This is a genomic window from Natrinema sp. CBA1119, from assembly GCF_002572525.1.
In the GTDB taxonomy this organism is placed as follows: Archaea; Halobacteriota; Halobacteria; order Halobacteriales; family Natrialbaceae; genus Natrinema.
Genome location: NZ_PDBS01000001.1, coordinates 162,382 through 178,869, shown reverse-complemented (window position 1 = coordinate 178,869; position 16,488 = coordinate 162,382). Strand labels below are relative to the sequence as shown.

Below are 16,488 nucleotides of genomic sequence, written 5' to 3'. Positions count from 1 at the left end.
TAAAAACATGGAAGGGGAAGAGACGATGCGCGAAGTACCGACACGCAGAGACGCGCTGAAGTACGGTGGAGCGCTTGCAACCGGCGCTACCCTCGCTGGCTGTTCGGATCTGGTCGGACAGGAGGGGGACGCGGGAACCGAGACGACCGGGACCGAATCGTACTCGGTGTCGATGGAGCCGATGGGGACGGTCTCGTTCGACCAGGTCCCCGAGCGATGGGCCGCGTACGACGGCGGCTACGCCGATATGGCCGTCGCACTGGGACAGGCCGACGGGTTGACTGGCGTTGGCGGCGCGGATCGCTACTACACCTATGTTTACGACGAACTGCCCGGTGTGACGGTCGATCGAGACGTCATCGAGCGGTATCCGGAGGTCCGAACCAAAGAGGAGTTCTACGCGCTCGAGAGCGATGTTCACCTGTACGACCCCCAGATGCTCATCAACTGGTTCGACTGGAACGAGGGGGACGTTGAGGAAATCGCGTCGACGGTCGCGCCGTTCGTCGGAAACCTGATCTTCCGACGATCCGACGAGTGGCACGACTATCGCTACTACACGCTGTACGAGGCCTTCGAAAAAATGGCCGAGGTGTTCCAGCAGCGGGAACGCTACGAGGCGTTCAGCGAACTCCACACCGAGTTCATCGCGTCGATACAGGAGCGACTCCCGCCGAGCGATGACCGACCGGAAGTCTTCCTCACGTTCGAGGGGACGGAAGAACCGGAGACGTTCTCGCCGTATCGACTCGACGACGCGGGGACGAGCAAGAAACAGTGGCGTGACCTCGGCATCAACGACGCGCTGGCGGGGACGGACGTCGACAACCTCAGTACCACGAACCGCGGCGAACTCGACTACGAGAACCTCCTCGAGATCGACCCCGACGTGATTCTCGTCCGTGGCCACGAGCGCAAATCCGCCGCGGAATTCCGTGACACCGTTCTCGACTACATGCAAAGCCATCCCGTCGGGAGCGAGCTCACCGCAGTCCAGAACGGGCGAGTGTATCGCGGCGGCTACCTCAATCAGGGACCCGTTCACAACTTCTTCCTGACCGAGCGAGCGGCGAAGCAGCTGTTCCCCGATGAGTTCGGGGACGTGACCGGCGACGACCAACTATTCGATCGGCAGGAAGTCGCGGACATCATCAACGGGGAGTTCGACCGATGAACGACACTACCGACGGAGCGACTGGAGCACCGACGCGGCGAGACTACATGAAGTACGGCGGAACGGTCGTCGGTGGCGGACTGCTCGCGGGCTGTTCGGACCTCGCCGGCCAGAGCGAACCGGGTTCGTCCGACGAGTCGGACGGCTCGTACTCGGTGACGATGGCCCCGATGGGCGAGGTTTCGTTCGACTCGCCGCCGGAGAGCATCTTCACGCGGCTGACCCACCACGCAGGCATGGCGTTCGCCCTCGGACGCGGGAACGACGTCAACGCGATGCACGCTTCCGACTACTACGACGGGCTCTGGAACCAGTTTATCGAACGACTGCCGGGCGTCACGTTGGACTGGTCGGGATTGTATTCCTCCTGGGATCCGGGCGAGGAGATGCTCTACGATCTCGACAGCGATATCCACCTCGCCGACCCGGCGAGCGTGAACGCCCTCGATAGCTGGGACGTGGCGGATATCGAGGAGATCGGCGAGACCGTTTCCCCGTGGTTCGGGAACACGTTCAGCGATAGACACAATGAACCGCCGACCGAGTGGGTCGACCGCTACGAGTATTACACGCTCTGGGAGCTGTTCGAGAAGGTCGCAGCGGTGTTCCGCGAAGAATCGCGCTACGACGCACTCGAGACGATTCACACGGATCTGCTGGCAACGATCGAGGAAAACCTCCCGCCGGAAGGGGAGCGCCCGACCGCGGTCCTGGCGGGGATGAGCGACATCGAGAGTATATACGTTTACGCGCTGAAATCGCCCGGATTTCTGACCGCGCACATGCGCCCGCTCGGTCCGATCGGTGCCTTAGGCGACGATATCTCCGCCAACAACACGATCGACATGGAAGGGCTGCTCGAGGCGGATCCCGATGTCCTCTTCGCGCTGGGCGGTATGAGTCCGCAAACGGATATGTTGCAGATACGGGAGGGACTGGGGAACCACGCCGTCGGACGGGAACTCTCTGCGGTCCAAAACGATCGCGTCTACGCGCAGGGGGCGCGCTACCAAGGGCCGATCCTGAACCTGTTCCAGCTCGAGATGACCGCCAAACAGCTCTATCCCGAGAGATTCGGGGAGTGGCCGACCTACGCCGAGGGTCCGTACCCCGAAATTCCGGAGGACGAACAGCTATTCGACCGGCAGGCGGTCGCGGACATCATCGCGGGGGACCACTGAATGCGTGCTCGAGAGTGGGCGATCGCGGGTGCCTTCCGTGACCCGTCAGACTACGACATCCCCGTCCTTCCGTCGTGGCGAGTCCGGCGCAGCGAGTGTGGCGGGCTGGCGTTCGCCGACGGGGACGGTGAGCCGTTCATCGCCGCCGACCAGCCAGTGACGGTCAGACGGTAACGACGACCGATGATTCACGCCACTACCGACACGACGTACGGAAGACGCGGGAACTCCGTCTCGAGTAGCGCTACTCGTGTGTGCGACACGAGCCTTTCAGGGGACTGTGACGTCGCTCTCGACGTTCGCGGAGACGAACAGCGCTTCGACCACCAGCAGGTTACGGATAGCAGGTCCAAAAATGAGTGAAATCGATACCGCTCGATCGGAGACACCGTTCGATCACGATGTCGTCGTCGTTGGTGGCGGTCCCGCGGGCTGTGCAGCGGGCGTCTTTACCGCGCGGTACGGGCTGGATACGATGATCTTCGACCGCGGGCGGTCCTCGATTCAGCGATGTGCCTACCTCGAGAACTACCTCGGCTTCCCCGCGGGGATCGACATCGAGACGCTGTACGGGCTGTTGCACGACCACGCCGAGGAGGCGGGCTGTGAGATCGTTCCCGACCTCGTCGAATCGCTCGAGCGCGTCGACGGCGAGGGCTTCGTCGTCAGCCCGCAAGAGGGGGACCCGGTCACGGCTCGTCGAGTGATCGCGGCCACGCGCTACGACGGCGAGTACATGCGCGGTCTCGACGACGAGACGGCGATGTTCGAGACGCACGAACACGACGGCGAGGAACACGAGCACTTCGACAAGGGGTACGCCGAGAGCGACGGGACGACGCCGGTCGAGGGACTCTTCGTCGCGTCGCCGTACGGCGAGACCGGCTATCAGGCGAGCATGGCCGCCGGACGCGGTACGCGAGTCGGGATCACCGTCGTCGAGGACGTTCGACGGGAAGCGGGGTACCCCGACGCCGTGGCGAACTACTACGACTGGATGCGACGAGAGGCGGAACTGGACGGCGAATGGCGCGACCGGGATCGGTGGCGGGAGTACTTCGACGACCGAGTGCCCGCCGATCACGACCTCGAGGCGGATCGCCTCGCCGAGATCCGCGAGCGGGAAATCGACCGCAGGCTCGAGACGTATCTCGCCGACGACGACATCGAACGACGGATCGAACGCGGACACGAACGACTGCTCGAGCACATCGACGACGACCTGATCGTCGAAGCGGCGCGCGAAATCGAAACCGAACGCGAGAACGGAGGGTCGTGATATCACCCCCGACGGGACGATGGCGGATCGCGGAACGCAGCTCGAAGCCGATGCGGTCCCACGGCCGCACTCGAGCGTGAAGAAGCGCTGCGTCTGTGCGTCGGGGTTCGGATTCGCAGCGATCGTCCACACGCCGATCCACTACACGTCGATTCACTGATCGATGACCGGGGCCTCCCACTACCTTCTTGTTCTCTATCTTGCGGAACAGCGGGGCTCCCCACCGATTTCGCCCGGACACGTGGCCGACGCGGTCGACCGTTCGCCGGCGGCGACGACGGAGATGCTTCAGCGGCTCGAAGCCGACGGCTACCTGACGTACGAACCGTACGACGGAGCGACGCTCACGGCCGAGGGACGAGCGACCGCCGAAGAACTGTCCGAGACCTACGATACCCTTTCGCGGTTCTTTCAGGACGTGTTCGGACTCGAGGAGTACGAGAGCGAGGCGATGGAACTGGCGGGAACGGTCAGTCCGACGGTCGTCGACCGCCTCGCATCGACGCTTCTCGCTGATACTGACGACCCGTCCGAAGACACGGAGCAATCGCTCTCTTCCGCGCAGTCGGACTCTCGGTGAGCCGCGCCGTCGGTCTCGGACGCGACCGACGACGACTGAGCGAAACCGCACTCTTTTTATTTTAGGCCTGCCTAAACAAAGCCAATGACCACCGGTACGCAATCGGACGCCGAACGTGACTCCGAACCGGCTGCGACCCGCGGACCCGAGATATCGGTCTGTGAAAGCGGTCCCGACAGAGTCGTCTTCATCGAATCGGGGAACACTGAGGGCTGGATTTCGAGCGACCGCGTCGTCGAATCGACTCGATAGTCCGTCTTCCGGCGGCCGCTTCTCCCTCCTCGAGAGCTATCACGATCGCGTTCAGCGAGTCCTCTGAGCAGTAGCTGTCGAGAGATCCGTCCGCGCCGGTCGATCGGAATCGGAATCAAAAAATCGAACTGAAACTCTCGGAGCGAACCGACGAGAGACCACCCGGAACTCGGTTGCGGTTGACCGCCCGAGTTACTGCGTCGCGGACTCGAGGACGAGGGTGTCGTCTTCGAGGTAGTGTTCGATGTGGTGGGTGTGTTCTTCGATGGTCTCGAGTTGCTCGCGAAGCATCTCTCCCGTCGCGTAGTCGCCGAGCCCCTCGGCGAGTTCGATGTGCTGGCGGTAGCTCTCGATGATGTCGCCCATCATCTCGAGATCGTTGGCGAGCGAGGTCCGGACGTCGTAGACGTCTTCGTCTTCGGCTTCGACCGTCGCGTTCTCCACGAGCGTCGTCATGCTCGCGTGCGGAACGCCGCCGAGCGCCTGAAGTCGTTCTGCGAGTTCGTCGGCCGCGGCTTCGACGTCCTCGTAGACCTCCTGGAGGAAGACGTGGACGTCGAGGAACTCCGCACCTTCGACGTTCCAGTGGTGCTTGTGGAGTTGATGATAGAGGACGTACGCGTCCGCCAGATCCGTGTTGAGCGCGTCGATGATCTGCTCGGCCTTTTCCGTGTCGAGTCGAAGCGCGTTCGATTCGACCGTGTCCGCTGCCTGTCGAGTGGTCTTTTGCGTGTTCATCACGTCCCATACTTGGGATGGAAGCCTCTTATAACTTTTCAATTTACGAACTATTTTTCGTACTGCCTAAACTATCGGTACCACCCCGTCATATAGTAGCCACTGAAATGATTTACACACTGATCGTACAGCTGTCGGTCGATCAGGCGTGCAATGACTTTCAGTGGCTACTATAGGCGTAGCAGAAACTGCGCAAACAGTGTCGCAACGGCACGAGTCAGCGATAATTCTTGAACAAAAGCGCCCGGACATCGTCTTTCGTCTGGACCTGTTCGCTCGAGCCGTCCGGGAGTTCGACGCTGTACCGGTAGTCCGCCGAACTCGACTCCTCCCACTTGTCGTCGTGGGTCTCGAGCAGGCTCATCATCTCGTCCAACATATCGTCGTCGTCGGCCGAGCCGTCTCCGTCCGAATCCGCAGCCGAACCGTCTCCGTCCGCGGCCTCGGCGTCGGCGTCGTCCTCGTCGTCGGCGTCGGCTTCGTCCTCGGTCACCTCGCTCGCTCCGTCGTCGGTCGATCCATCGTCGGCGTCCCCGTCGGTCGTTTCATCCGACTCGGACTCCGGGTCCTCGTCGTCTTCGTCCATGATCTCGTCGGCTGACGGCGTCTCGCCTTCGACGTAGGAGACTTCCTCGAGTTCGTGCGGATCGGTTTCGCCGTCGATGGCGGCACCGACGGACGCGGCGACGTCGTCGGTGGCCGACGAGTCGAACTCGTCGGCATCGATTTCGACATCCTCGTCGAGATTGTCGATCAGGAACTGGACGGCGTCGCGTTCGCGGACGAAGCCGTACTTGCCGACGACCGACTCGGAGATCTCCTCGCGGAGGTACTGGATGAACGCGTACTGTTCGTCGGTGACCTCGAGCGTCTTCATACCCTGTCGATGCGGCCGGGGGTACTAATATGTAAGTCGTCACGAGCCGCGCTGCGAACCGATATCGCCTCTCGGAGCGTTGGAATTAAGGAGCTCCGACGGCCAGATCCGGGCGATCATGGACGACGTACTCGACTTCGTTGATGTCATCGCCGATTCGGAACTCGAGGGCGCGTTCGTGTGGTTCCTCCGCCTCGTCGGCCTGCTCGCCGTGCTGGCCGGCCTCGGTCTCTGGCTGCTGACTGATATGGGACTGCTCGTCGTCCCGCTCGCCCTGATCGTCGTCGGGCTCGCGGTGGCGATCGCCCCCGACGTTCTCCTCTCGATCGCGGAGCTCTTCGGCTAGGGTCCTTGCCGGGCAGCCGGCAGCCGTGAGGAGCGGCTCCGCCCGCTCGGGTCAGTTCAGTGAACGTGATGATTAAGGACGAACGAGACGAATCGGCGGTATGGTCATGAAAGAGTCCGACTCCGCACTCGAGGCCGGCGACGCTGCGCCCGACTTCGAACTCGAGGGCGTCGACGGCGAGACGTACACGCTCGAGTCCTTTGCCGACGCCGAGGCGCTGTTGCTCGTTTTCACCTGCAATCATTGCCCGTACGCGCAGGCGAAGTTCGACCTGCTGAACGAACTCTCCGCCGAGTACGACGACGTCGCGGTGGTCGGAATCAACCCCAACGACGCCGAGGAGTATCCCGACGACTCCTTCGAGAAGATGCAGGAGTTCGTCGCCGAGGGGGAAATCGACTACGACGCCTACCTGCGCGACGAGAGTCAGGCGGTCGCCCGCGAGTACGGCGCGGTCTGTACGCCGGACCCGTTCCTCTTCGCTCGGCGCGCGGCGCAACGCGCCGCGGAGGGGCGAGCGGCAGAGCCGCGAGCCGAGGACGGCGAGTTCGAACTCGTCTACCAGGGGCGCCTCGACGACGCGCTGAACCCCGACGACGAACCGACCCGGATCCACATCCGCGAAGCCATCGACGCCGTGCTGGCGGGCGAGACCGTCGACCTCGAGTGGCAGCCGTCTCGAGGCTGTTCGATCAAGTGGAAAGACGAGTAGGGGCTGATTTGACGCGGAACATCTGATTGGGACGCTGTCGGAGCCCTGGTTTAAGTGCTGGGCGTGGTAGGGTGGGTCGTGAGCCATCAGCCACGCGGTAACGCCCTCCGTGAGACCCTCGAGTCCGGCGAGGTCGCGCTCGGGGTCCTCGAGAACACGTACAGCCCGACGGTGGTCGAACTCTATGCGGCGCTCGGCGTCGATTTCGTCTGGATCGACCTCGAGCACGGCGGTCCGAGTCCGCGAGACGCCGGCCAGCTGGAAGCACTGCTTCGCGCGGCGGACGGTACCGACACGGAGTTGCTGGTCCGCGTGCCGGACACCGATCCCTCGCTCGTTCGGAAAGCCCTCGACGCGGGCGTCCGGAACGTCTTCCTCCCGCGGGTCGGGAGCGCTGAGGAACTCGAGGCGGCGGTCCGAGCGGGCAGGTTCGAGTACGACGGCGAACCCGGGCGGCGCGGCATGGCCAACCCACGTGCCAGTCGCTGGGGGCTGACCGACGACTACGTCGCCAGCGAGGACGAGTCGGTCGTCGTCGGCGTCACGATCGAGACCCAGTCAGCCCTCGACGACCTCGACGACATTCTCGCGGTGCCCGAACTCGGCTTCGTCTTCATCGGCCCGCTCGATCTCTCAGTGTCGCTCGGACATCCGGGCGAATTCAATCATCCAGCGGTCGAGGAGGCCGTCGAGACGATCCGGTCGGCCGCCGTCGACGCGGACGTACCGGTCGGCGGACTCGGGTTCGGCATGGATGATGTCAACGAGAAAGCCCAGAACGGGTATCAACTGCTGAATATCGGGACGACGGCCGGCGCGTTGCAGTCCTCGGTCACCGGCTGGCTGGACGACTACGACGGCGAGTGATCGGCACGCGACTCGAACCGGACGGCGAGTGATCGGCACGCGACTCGAACCGGACGGCGAGTGATCGGCACGCGACTCGAACCGGACGGCGAGTGATCGGCACGCGACTCGAACCGGACGGCGAGTGATCGGCACGCGACTCGAACCGGACGGCGAGTGATCGGCACGCGACTCGAACCGGACGGCGCGAGTCGCGTTATCGTTGGACGGCACGCCGATACTGGACCGGCCACTGCTTCGCGACGGCTTCCGGATCGCGCTCGAGGTCGCCGGCCGCGCGGAGTCCGAAGTACGGATCGCGCAGGAACTCCCGACCGACGAGGACGAGGTCGGCCCGGCCGTTGCGGACCAGCGCGTCGGCCTGTTCGGGTTCGGTGACGCCGCCGACCGCGCCGACGGCGACGTCAGCACCCGCTCGGACCCGCTCGGCCAGCGGCACCTGAAAGTTTGGCCCACCGGAGACTAACTGGTCGGGGTGGATCCCGCCCGAACTGACGTCGACCAGATCGACGCCCAGATCGGCGAGCGCGTCCGCCAGCCGCACCGACTGCTCGACGTCCCATGACTCGCGGTCGTCGAGCCAGTCCGTCCCGGAGATGCGGACGAACACCGGCTTTCCGTCCGGCCAGACCTCGCGGACGGCCGCGACGACCTCGCGGACCAGCCGGGTTCGGTTCTCGAAGCTGCCACCGTAGTCGTCCTCGCGGCGGTTCGTCACCGGCGAGAGAAACTCGTGGAGCAGGTAGCCGTGGGCCGCGTGGATCTCGGCGATCTCGAAGCCGGCCTCGAGCGAGCGCTCGGCCGCTTTGCGGTAGGCGTCGATCACGCCCTCGATATCGTCTTGATCGGCCTTTCGCATCGCCGGTCGGTCGCCGTCGAACGGCGGATACGCGTCCGGTGAGGGCGACAGTACCTCCCAGCCCGACGCGCCGGTCGGATCGGTCTCGTCCGGCGCAAGCGGCACGTTGCCGTCCCAGGGCCGCGTCTTACTCGCCTTGTGGCCCGCGTGGGCGAGCTGGATCCCCGGCACGCCGCCCTGGTCGCGGACGAACTCGGTAATCGGCTCGAGCGCGGCGGCGTGCTCGTCGCTCCAGAGTCCGAGGTCGTGCGGCGTAATCCGGCCGGCGGGATCGACGGCCGTCGCTTCGGTCATGACGATGCCGGCACCGCCGACGGCCCGACTGCCGAGATGGACGCGGTGCCACTCGGTCGGGAGCCCGTCCGTTTCACAGGAGTACTGACACATCGGCGAGACAGCGATTCGATTCGGAGATTCCACGTCGCGTAGCGACAACGAAGAGAGCAAGTCTGTCATCGGTCGGTGTAGCCACGCCGGTGAGAAAACGGCCGTGAAGGGAGCGGGGATTGCCGCCTCGAGCGACGGCGAGGTGGAGGCCCCTCCCATGAGCGAGGTCGAGTCTCACCGTCGCCCGACGGGGCCCCACGACCACTTATTCCGCCAGCGGGCCCAGTACGGATATGACCACGAACGGCCCCGTGCTGGATCGATTCGATGCCGACCGCCCCGTCATCGGGATGGTTCACCTCCCGGCGCTTCCGGGCGCGCCGGGGTTCGACGGTGATCGCGAGGCCATTCGAACTCACGCGCTCGAGGACGCCCGCCGGCTCGAGGCGGGCGGAATCGACGGCATCATCCTCGAGAACTTCGGCGACGTGCCGTTCTATCCGGATACCGTCCCGCAACACGTCGTGGCCGAACTGACCGCTATCGCGACGGCCCTGACCGACGCCGTCGACGTCCCGGTCGGCATCAACGTGTTGCGAAACGACGCCGCCGCAGCGGTTTCGATCGCCGCGGCCGTCGATGCGGATTTCGTCCGCGTCAACGTCCACGTCGGCTCCGCCGCGACCGATCAGGGGGTCCTCGAGGGACGCGCTCACGAGACGATCCGGCTTCGCGACCGGCTCGAGACCGACGTGGCGATCATCGCGGATGTCCACGTCAAACACGCGACGCCGATCGGCGAGGCGGATATCGGGCGCGCGGCGCTCGAGACGGTCGAACGCGGGAACGCCGACGGCGTCATCGTCTCCGGCTCCGGAACGGGTGTCGAAACGCCGGTAGCGGCCATCGAGCGCGTTACCGATGCACTCACCGAGCGGGAAGATCCAGGAACGCCGGTGTTCGTCGGCAGCGGCGTGACGGACGAGACGGTCGCCGACTGCCTCGAGGCGGGCGCGGACGGCGTTATCGTCGGCACCGCACTCAAACGCGGCGGCGTGACGACCGATCCCGTCTCGCAGGAGCGCGTTGCGGCCCTCGTGACGGCGGCTCGAACGGCGGGCTCGAGTGACGGATCCGAGTAGTGGACTCGAGCGGCGGACTCCAGTAGCTGACCGAGTAACTGATCGATCCACGGCGGCTCATACAGCTGGGTCAGACAGAGTGTTGTAACCGCTACCGGCGCAACTGCGACCGTCCTGCGGGTGTGCCGAAAGCGATGTCCAGTGCTCCGCATCAGAGCCCGAGCATCAGCGGTCCGATCAGGACGCCCATCAGATGCACGCGTCGACAGCGCAATCGAACCGGAACCATTCCGATCGCGGTCGCGACGAGGAAGATCGCGATGCCGACCGGACCGGTAAACAGGTACGAGAGCCCGAGCAGCACGGCGAGGACCGCACCCGAAATCTTCCAGTACGCGAGCCGACCGACGAGGTCGAGATAGGCGTCCCCGGCGACGATAACGAGCGCGAAGCCGACCAGCCCCGCGAGGACCACGCTCGCGAGCAAGATCGGTAACTCGAGCGGGGCCGCCGTTCCCTCGAAGGCGACGAGCACGCCGGTTCGGGGCTGCCCGATGGCGACCAACGCGAAGAGGGCGAAGATCGTGTTGGCCGTGTCGACGCCGCTGGTCGCGACGATGTACCCGCGGTCGCTGGCGCCGTTCGGAACGATCGCCAGCACTGCGACGGCCGCGATGGCGGCCGAGATACCGGGAATGTAGCCGACCACGGCCCCCGCGAGCGCGCCGGCGACCGCGGTCGTGCCGACGAAGCGCCGGGAGGTCGTAATCTCGTTGCCGTCCTGTGGCGGGATCCCGCTGCCGCGAATCGCATCGATCAACACGGGCGCACCGAAGAGCCCGGCGAACAGCGGCGCGAGAGTGCCGCCCGCCTCGAGCGGGGCGTCCGCGGTGAGATCCAACGTGAGCGCGCCGAGACCGGTCGCGAGCGCGAACGACAGCAGGCCGCCCAGGCGGCCGCGCCACGTGCGTTCCGACGCGATCAGCGCGACCGCTACCATCGCGAGCAGGAGCGACAGGTGTGCCCGGATCGTGGGATAGGCGGCCGTCACCGTCCACGTGACGGGAACCGCAAGCGGCACCGCAGCGAGGACGGCGAGAACACTGCCGAGCGCGGACAGTCGAACGGCCTCGTACCCCCGCCCCTCGAGTACCATCCGATGACCCGGCAGCGCGGTGACGGCCATCTCGGCGTCGGGAACGCCGAGCGCCATCGCGGGGACGGCGTTACAGAAGGTGTGGACGACGCCTGCGGCGAGCATCGCACAGCCGACGAACAGCGGTGGGCCGGGAACCGAGGGTGCGATCCCCGCCAGCAAGAACGCGAAGTTGTTCGCGTGCAGCCCGGGTACGAGCCCGCTGCAACTTCCCAGCAGCGAGCCGGCGAGCACCCACGCGAGCAACTGCACTGCCAGCGCTGGCTCGACGACGACCTCGACTGGGCCGGGCATCGCCGACTCTGGCCGCGTCCTCGTTTATATGGTCTCGGACCAGTACCGCCCCGCTCGAGCGGAATCAGTCGCCTCGAGGCGGCGCAGCGTCGCCACTCCCCCTCGAACCGAAATAAAATGGATGGTAACAGCTCGTCGAAACCGGATCGACGTGAGCGGGCGTTATCCGAAGAGTTCGCCGAGACCCTCGCCGTCGGCCTCGTCGTCCTCGTCGTCGTCGTCCGTCGTGTCCGGCACGTCGCTGGTCTCTTCGGCTTCCTCGTCCTCGTCGCCGCCTTCGTCGGCAGCGGCTTCGTCGGCAGCGGCGCCGCCTGCGGCGGCTCCGCCAGCGGGAACGGCGGCGGCCTCGGAGACTGCCTCGTCGATGTCGACGTCCTCGAGCGCGGCGACGAGCGCCTTCACGCGGGATTCTTCGACGTCGACGCCGGCAGCGTCGAGCACGTTCGTCAGGTTGTCTTCGTTGATCTCTTCGCCCGATTCGTTCAGGATGAGTGCAGCGTATACGTATTCCATTGTTGGATCCTCTGTTGGTGGTCGTTATCCGAACATCTCGCCGAGACCGGCCGCGCCGTCACCGTCGTCTTCGTCGTCATCGTCGGTGTCGGCGTCAGCGTCCTCGGTCTCGGCCTCGTCTTCGGTCTGGTCGTCTGTCGATTCGTCTTCGTCCTCGGCTGCCGCCGGCTCGGCGGCCGCCGCGACGTCCTGAAGCTCGTCAGGAAGCGCCTCCTCGTCGTCGATCTGGGCCGCGATCGCACGCAGCTGTGCGTCGGCCTTGCTGACGAGGTCTGGCATGAGGGCTTCGTCCTCGATCGCAGCCTGCAGGCCGAGGCTCTTGGCCTCGCCCGTGGCCTTGGCGATGAGCGTCGGGGCCGTCGTCGCGGTCGGGAAGCTCGCGTTGAGCGAGAGGTTCCGAGCACGGGCGGCGGCCGTCGACACGTCGCTCCGGTAGGCCTCGATATCGATGTCGAGATCTTCCGGGCTGAAGAGCACACCGTCGGCGATGACGGCGCGAAGGTCGAGACCGACCTCCTTGGGCTCGATGCCGAGCTCGTTGAGGACGTTCGTCAGGTCCGCGGAGACGGTCCCGCCGGCCTCGAGGACCGTCGAGTCCTCCATGACCTGGATCGAACCCTCTTCGATGCGCGCGTTCGCGCCGACACCCTGGAGTTCGCCGACGAACGGCCCCGGATCGACACCGGTGTCCCCTTCGGGGATGACGATGTCGTTCGGGGCGACTTCGCCCTCGTTGATCGGTGCGGGTGTCTTGGATGCCTCGAGTTCCTTGTAGAGCGAGAACGGGTTCTCGTCGGTTCCGACGATACCCACCTGTCCCTCGATGTGCTCGACGAGGTCGTCGAGTCCGGCGTCCTCGAGCGCACGCGTCTGCAGGGTGTTGCGGCTGACGCGCAACACGGCGGTTCCGTGCAGGTCGCGGCGCATATCCTGGAGCTGCTTCGAGGGAATGCCGGCGATGCCGACGACGCCGACGCTCTCGTACTCGTCGATGATCTGTGCGAGCTCGTCGACTTCCTCTTTCTTCCACTGGGGAAGGTTCTCGGTCTTGCGTTCGGCCTGTGCGCTCATTCTAGGCCACCTCCACGGACGGCCCCATCGTCGTCTTCACGTAGACGGCGTCAATGTTCTGGGGCCCCTTCTCGAGGTCGGCGTGCAGTCGGCGCAGGATGACGTCGATGTTGTCGCCGATATCTTCCGTATCCATATCTTCGGCGCCGACGAGCGTGTGGAACGTTCGTCGGTCGCCGGAGCGAAGCTGCACGGTACTTTTGAGTCGGTTGACGGTTTCGACGACGTCGTCGTCGGGCGCGAGCGGGTCCGGCATCTTCCCTCGGGGACCGAGAATGGTACCCAGGTGCCGGGCGATGTCTTGCATCATCGACTCTTCGGCGATGAAGAAGTCCGTCTCGTCGGCCATGTCCTTGGCTTCGTCGTCGTCCAGATCGGCCACGTCGTCGCCCGAGAGGACCTCGTCCGCTGCCTCTTCGGCGCGGACTGCGGTCTCACCCTCGGCGATGACGACGATGCGAGTTTCCTGGCCGGTTCCGGACGGCAGGACGATTGACTCGTCAACGCGGTTCGACGGTTCGTTCAGGTCTAAGTCGCGCAGATTAATCGCGAGGTCTACCGTCTCGGTAAAGTTCCGGTCCGGCGAGTCCTCGAGTGCGCGGGCTACTGCTGTTTGAATATCCGAATCTGCCATCGTTCACCTCCGTAGTACGCAGGGTTTGCTCCTACGGGTCAGTGAAACAGGCGATGCCTGTCTCCCTTGGACCAAGTGCCATCCCGAACTTAAACCCGTCGAACTGCGCGTACGCCCGAGTGCTGGCCGAACGCGGTCGTTTCCGCTCTCGTTCCCGACGCCGGTGGTGCTCGTCGTCCGACCGATTTCACACTGACCCGGTGTACCACTGAACCGATACCGTTCCGATAACATTCAAAAAGAGACAGTCATGATAACCGGAACATCTAATAGACGCCATATTGTAACTCACGTCCATGTGGCCATTAGACTTATATACAATGGTTGGGCCGCCGGTCCTTGATTCGGCCGTCCCGGTATCGGGGGATGGGGGGACTCTCGAGACGTATCGTTCGATCGAACCGATCGTCCGGGCGGGAATCCAGTTCGCCGGAACGGTGCTCGTCGCGATGATGGTACTCGGACTGCTCCAGACGTACGGCGCACGCTCAGTAACGAAATCGCGGCGCAGCCCGATCATCTCTTGGTGTATCGGGTTACCAGCGTTGCTCGTCGTCGCCGGCCTCGCGAGCACGGGGTATCTCATCGCGGACACGAGCGTCGGGATCTTCTTCGGAATTCCGATGGTGATTCTCGGTGCGACGGTCCTGCCAGTGGTGACGGCGATCGGCTTCACCGCGATCGGCCGCACCATCGCCTCACGGTTCGGTGCCGATCGGCTGTGGGTCGGCGTCCTCGTCGGCGCACTCAGCAGCGGACTCGCCGGCCTGTCGCTTCCGGCGACCGTCATTCTCGCTGGCCTCGCGGGCGCACTCGGACTCGGTGCGAGCATTCGCGTCCTGTTCGGCGGCGTCGGGACGGCGCGGCCGGACGACCGAACCGTTCCGCCCGCGAACAAGATCTGACGTTCTTGACTCTTTGACGTGCTCGAACCGGCCGCTATCCCGATCAGTACACGTATCGTACACCGGTTTCTCGGCCGTCACTGGTCATCCACACGTCGCTGATTCGCTCCGTGACGACCGCAGTCAGCACTCGAGATTCGACCAGCTCGAACGTCACTACAGACAGTCGCGAAAACGAAGCGGCGATTTCGGCCCGCGGGGTACGCTTCCGCGCCGTCCAGAAGGACAACGAAGCGCTCACGCTGTTCGCGCTTCGAGCACTTGCGGTCTACGCTTCCGCTTCGGCCGCAAGTACGAAGAAGAACTCGCTACGTCGTACTACTTCAGGCGCTCGCCTCAGCGGCGAGCACAACGAAACACTCACTGCGTTCGTGTTTCGAGCGCGTCCGGACTACGCTGCCGCTTCGTCCGCAAGCACGTCGTCGTATTCGCCGTCGTCGACGAGTTCCTTGAACTCTCGAGCGTCGTTGCCCTCGATGGTGACGCCCATCGACGCGCAGGTGCCGACGACTTCCTTCGCGGCGTTGATCGTGTCGTAGGCGAGCAGGTCGGGGTGTTTCTGCTCGGCGATCGTCTTGACTTGTTCGACGGAGAGGTCCGCGACGAAATCCTTCTGCGGTTCGCCGCTCCCGGTCTCGAAACCGGCCTCGTCCTTGACGAGCGCCGCCGTCGGCGGGACACCGACATCGATCTCGAAGGAGCCGTCGTCGTCGTAGTCGACGGTGACGGGGACTTCGGTGCCGTCGAACGCTTCGGTCTGATCGTTGATTTCCTGTACGACAGCCTGCACGTCGACGGGGGTCGGTCCGAGCTCGGGACCGAGCGGCGGGCCAGGGTTGGCCTGACCGCCCGGAACGAGCACTTCGATGGTTCCAGCCATACCCGTCACAACCCGTGCGCGAGTTTTAAGGGTTGCTAATTCGGGCAGTCATCGCCTGTGAGCGACTGACGTGCGACCGGTCGACTGGATCTCGAGTGCGAGAGCTACTCGACGCTCTCCGCTCGCCACGTCGCAAACGACTCGAGGGCGTCGTCCTCGTCGAATCGCTCGAGACAGGATACGTCGTCGGAAATACGTCGTCGGGATGCAGATCGCAGACGTGTGCGACGAGATCGTCGTGCGCCTCGTCAGTCGTCTTCGCGAGGAGAATCGCCTCGTCGTCGCGGTGGATCTCGTCTTCCCACCGATACGTCAAGCTCGTCAAGAGTCGATTCACGCAGGCAGCGAGTCGCTCCTCGATCAGCGTCTCAGCGATGTCGTCGGCCGCCGCTGTTGGCGCCGTGATGTAGACGGTCGGCATGGTTGACGCGACGCTCGAGACGGGGAAACTGGTGCTGTCACGGTGCGGGGACGACCGTTCGTCGCGTCGGGGTTGACCGGGTATCGAGGCGACCGGGTGTCAGGGTCGCTCAGGTATCCGGACCATCGACCGGATTGAACGTGCCGTTGATATCCCACTCGTGAATGCAGTGTGGATTGCCGACCTGTTTCTCCCCGTCTTCGCGAGCGAGTTGCCACGCCCCGAGGGTTTCGTCCCATACTTCACCGCGACCGCACTCTTCGCAGACTCTCGCGGTCGGTTTTCGTACCTGTGCGCTCATTACCGAACCGTGGGAACTCGACACATATAACGGTATTCG

General features: G+C 64.6%; 21 protein-coding genes and 1 pseudogene. 12 read left to right on the top strand and 10 right to left on the bottom strand.

The annotated features are described in order from the left end of the window. Window positions 1–7 precede the first annotated feature (7 nt). The 7 genes from CP556_RS00895 (at window position 8) to CP556_RS25705 (ending at window position 4,466) form a co-directional block, all read left to right on the top strand. Window positions 8–1,174, top strand: coding sequence for an ABC transporter substrate-binding protein (locus CP556_RS00895; protein ID WP_098723896.1), 1,167 nt, complete (start codon window positions 8–10; stop codon window positions 1,172–1,174). Then, on the top strand, window positions 1,171–2,355 hold the full coding sequence (locus CP556_RS00890; RefSeq protein WP_098723895.1) for an ABC transporter substrate-binding protein: 1,185 nt from the start codon (window positions 1,171–1,173) through the stop codon (window positions 2,353–2,355). Before CP556_RS00895 ends, CP556_RS00890 begins: the two co-directional genes overlap by 4 nt. Further along, window positions 2,356–2,529: a hypothetical protein gene (locus CP556_RS25715; RefSeq protein WP_176548083.1), complete on the top strand. Its 174-nt coding sequence runs from the start codon at window positions 2,356–2,358 to the stop codon at window positions 2,527–2,529. Between the two features lie 181 nt (window positions 2,530–2,710). Continuing rightward, window positions 2,711–3,634, top strand: coding sequence for an FAD-dependent oxidoreductase (locus CP556_RS00885; protein WP_098723894.1), 924 nt, complete (start codon window positions 2,711–2,713; stop codon window positions 3,632–3,634). A gap of 19 nt (window positions 3,635–3,653) precedes the next feature. After that, complete coding sequence (locus CP556_RS25710; RefSeq protein WP_176548082.1) at window positions 3,654–3,794, top strand: hypothetical protein; 141 nt, start codon at window positions 3,654–3,656, stop codon at window positions 3,792–3,794. Window positions 3,795–3,797: 3 nt separating this feature from the next. Beyond that, window positions 3,798–4,214 (top strand): metal-dependent transcriptional regulator, encoded by a 417-nt coding sequence (locus CP556_RS00880; protein WP_098723893.1) that lies wholly within the window; start codon window positions 3,798–3,800, stop codon window positions 4,212–4,214. 84 nt (window positions 4,215–4,298) lie between these two features. Beyond that, a complete protein-coding gene (locus CP556_RS25705; RefSeq protein ID WP_176548081.1) occupies window positions 4,299–4,466 on the top strand; it encodes a hypothetical protein in 168 nt (55 codons plus the stop codon). 192 nt (window positions 4,467–4,658) lie between these two features. Here the strand turns inward: CP556_RS25705 and dpsA are convergent, their stop codons facing one another. Both dpsA and CP556_RS00870 read right to left on the bottom strand, forming a co-directional pair. Further along, window positions 4,659–5,204 carry a DNA starvation/stationary phase protection protein DpsA gene (gene dpsA, locus CP556_RS00875; RefSeq protein ID WP_098723892.1) on the bottom strand — a complete coding sequence of 182 codons (546 nt, stop codon included), beginning with the start codon at window positions 5,202–5,204 and terminating at the stop codon, window positions 4,659–4,661. A gap of 217 nt (window positions 5,205–5,421) precedes the next feature. Next, window positions 5,422–6,081, bottom strand: coding sequence for a hypothetical protein (locus CP556_RS00870; RefSeq protein ID WP_098723891.1), 660 nt, complete (start codon window positions 6,079–6,081; stop codon window positions 5,422–5,424). A 118-nt stretch (window positions 6,082–6,199) separates the two neighbouring features. On the opposite strand from CP556_RS00870, the gene CP556_RS00865 reads away from it, so the two are divergent. The 3 genes from CP556_RS00865 to CP556_RS00855 all read left to right on the top strand — a co-directional run bounded on the left by CP556_RS00865 (window position 6,200) and on the right by CP556_RS00855 (window position 8,006). Continuing rightward, window positions 6,200–6,427, top strand: coding sequence for a hypothetical protein (locus tag CP556_RS00865; RefSeq protein ID WP_098723890.1), 228 nt, complete (start codon window positions 6,200–6,202; stop codon window positions 6,425–6,427). 100 nt (window positions 6,428–6,527) lie between these two features. After that, entirely contained in the window at window positions 6,528–7,139 is a 612-nt protein-coding gene (locus tag CP556_RS00860; protein ID WP_098723889.1) for a thioredoxin family protein, read from the top strand. A gap of 78 nt (window positions 7,140–7,217) precedes the next feature. After that, window positions 7,218–8,006: an HpcH/HpaI aldolase family protein gene (locus CP556_RS00855; protein ID WP_098727233.1), complete on the top strand. Its 789-nt coding sequence runs from the start codon at window positions 7,218–7,220 to the stop codon at window positions 8,004–8,006. 196 nt (window positions 8,007–8,202) lie between these two features. On the opposite strand, the gene CP556_RS00845 is transcribed toward CP556_RS00855, so the two are convergent. Further along, the gene (locus CP556_RS00845; protein ID WP_098723887.1) at window positions 8,203–9,321 is read right to left on the bottom strand and encodes an NADH:flavin oxidoreductase/NADH oxidase; all 1,119 of its coding nucleotides are present in this window, start codon (window positions 9,319–9,321) and stop codon (window positions 8,203–8,205) included. Between the two features lie 164 nt (window positions 9,322–9,485). Here CP556_RS00845 and CP556_RS00840 point away from each other — a divergent pair, with 164 nt between their 5' ends. Further along, window positions 9,486–10,334 (top strand): BtpA/SgcQ family protein, encoded by an 849-nt coding sequence (locus tag CP556_RS00840; RefSeq protein WP_098723886.1) that lies wholly within the window; start codon window positions 9,486–9,488, stop codon window positions 10,332–10,334. Between the two features lie 151 nt (window positions 10,335–10,485). Here the strand turns inward: CP556_RS00840 and CP556_RS00835 are convergent, their stop codons facing one another. From CP556_RS00835 to CP556_RS00820, 4 genes are all read right to left on the bottom strand, one after another. Beyond that, window positions 10,486–11,724: a tripartite tricarboxylate transporter permease gene (locus tag CP556_RS00835; RefSeq protein ID WP_098723885.1), complete on the bottom strand. Its 1,239-nt coding sequence runs from the start codon at window positions 11,722–11,724 to the stop codon at window positions 10,486–10,488. 162 nt (window positions 11,725–11,886) lie between these two features. Then, entirely contained in the window at window positions 11,887–12,237 is a 351-nt protein-coding gene (gene rpl12p, locus CP556_RS00830) for a 50S ribosomal protein P1 (RefSeq protein ID WP_098723884.1), read from the bottom strand. Window positions 12,238–12,261: 24 nt separating this feature from the next. Further along, window positions 12,262–13,308, bottom strand: a complete 1,047-nt coding sequence (locus CP556_RS00825) for a 50S ribosomal protein L10 (RefSeq protein WP_098723883.1) — start codon at window positions 13,306–13,308, stop codon at window positions 12,262–12,264. A gap of 1 nt (window position 13,309) precedes the next feature. Then, window positions 13,310–13,942 (bottom strand): 50S ribosomal protein L1, encoded by a 633-nt coding sequence (locus tag CP556_RS00820; protein WP_098723882.1) that lies wholly within the window; start codon window positions 13,940–13,942, stop codon window positions 13,310–13,312. 320 nt (window positions 13,943–14,262) lie between these two features. On the opposite strand from CP556_RS00820, the gene CP556_RS00815 reads away from it, so the two are divergent. Beyond that, a complete protein-coding gene (locus CP556_RS00815; RefSeq protein WP_394340725.1) occupies window positions 14,263–14,847 on the top strand; it encodes a hypothetical protein in 585 nt (194 codons plus the stop codon). 391 nt (window positions 14,848–15,238) lie between these two features. Here the strand turns inward: CP556_RS00815 and CP556_RS00810 are convergent, their stop codons facing one another. The 3 genes and pseudogenes from CP556_RS00810 to CP556_RS00800 form a co-directional block, all read right to left on the bottom strand. Continuing rightward, complete coding sequence (locus CP556_RS00810; RefSeq protein ID WP_098723880.1) at window positions 15,239–15,727, bottom strand: 50S ribosomal protein L11; 489 nt, start codon at window positions 15,725–15,727, stop codon at window positions 15,239–15,241. A 104-nt stretch (window positions 15,728–15,831) separates the two neighbouring features. After that, a pseudogene (gene cutA, locus CP556_RS00805) lies at window positions 15,832–16,148 on the bottom strand (divalent-cation tolerance protein CutA). 109 nt (window positions 16,149–16,257) lie between these two features. After that, window positions 16,258–16,449: an HEWD family protein gene (locus CP556_RS00800; RefSeq protein WP_098723879.1), complete on the bottom strand. Its 192-nt coding sequence runs from the start codon at window positions 16,447–16,449 to the stop codon at window positions 16,258–16,260. Between the last annotated feature and the right edge of the window lie 39 nt (window positions 16,450–16,488).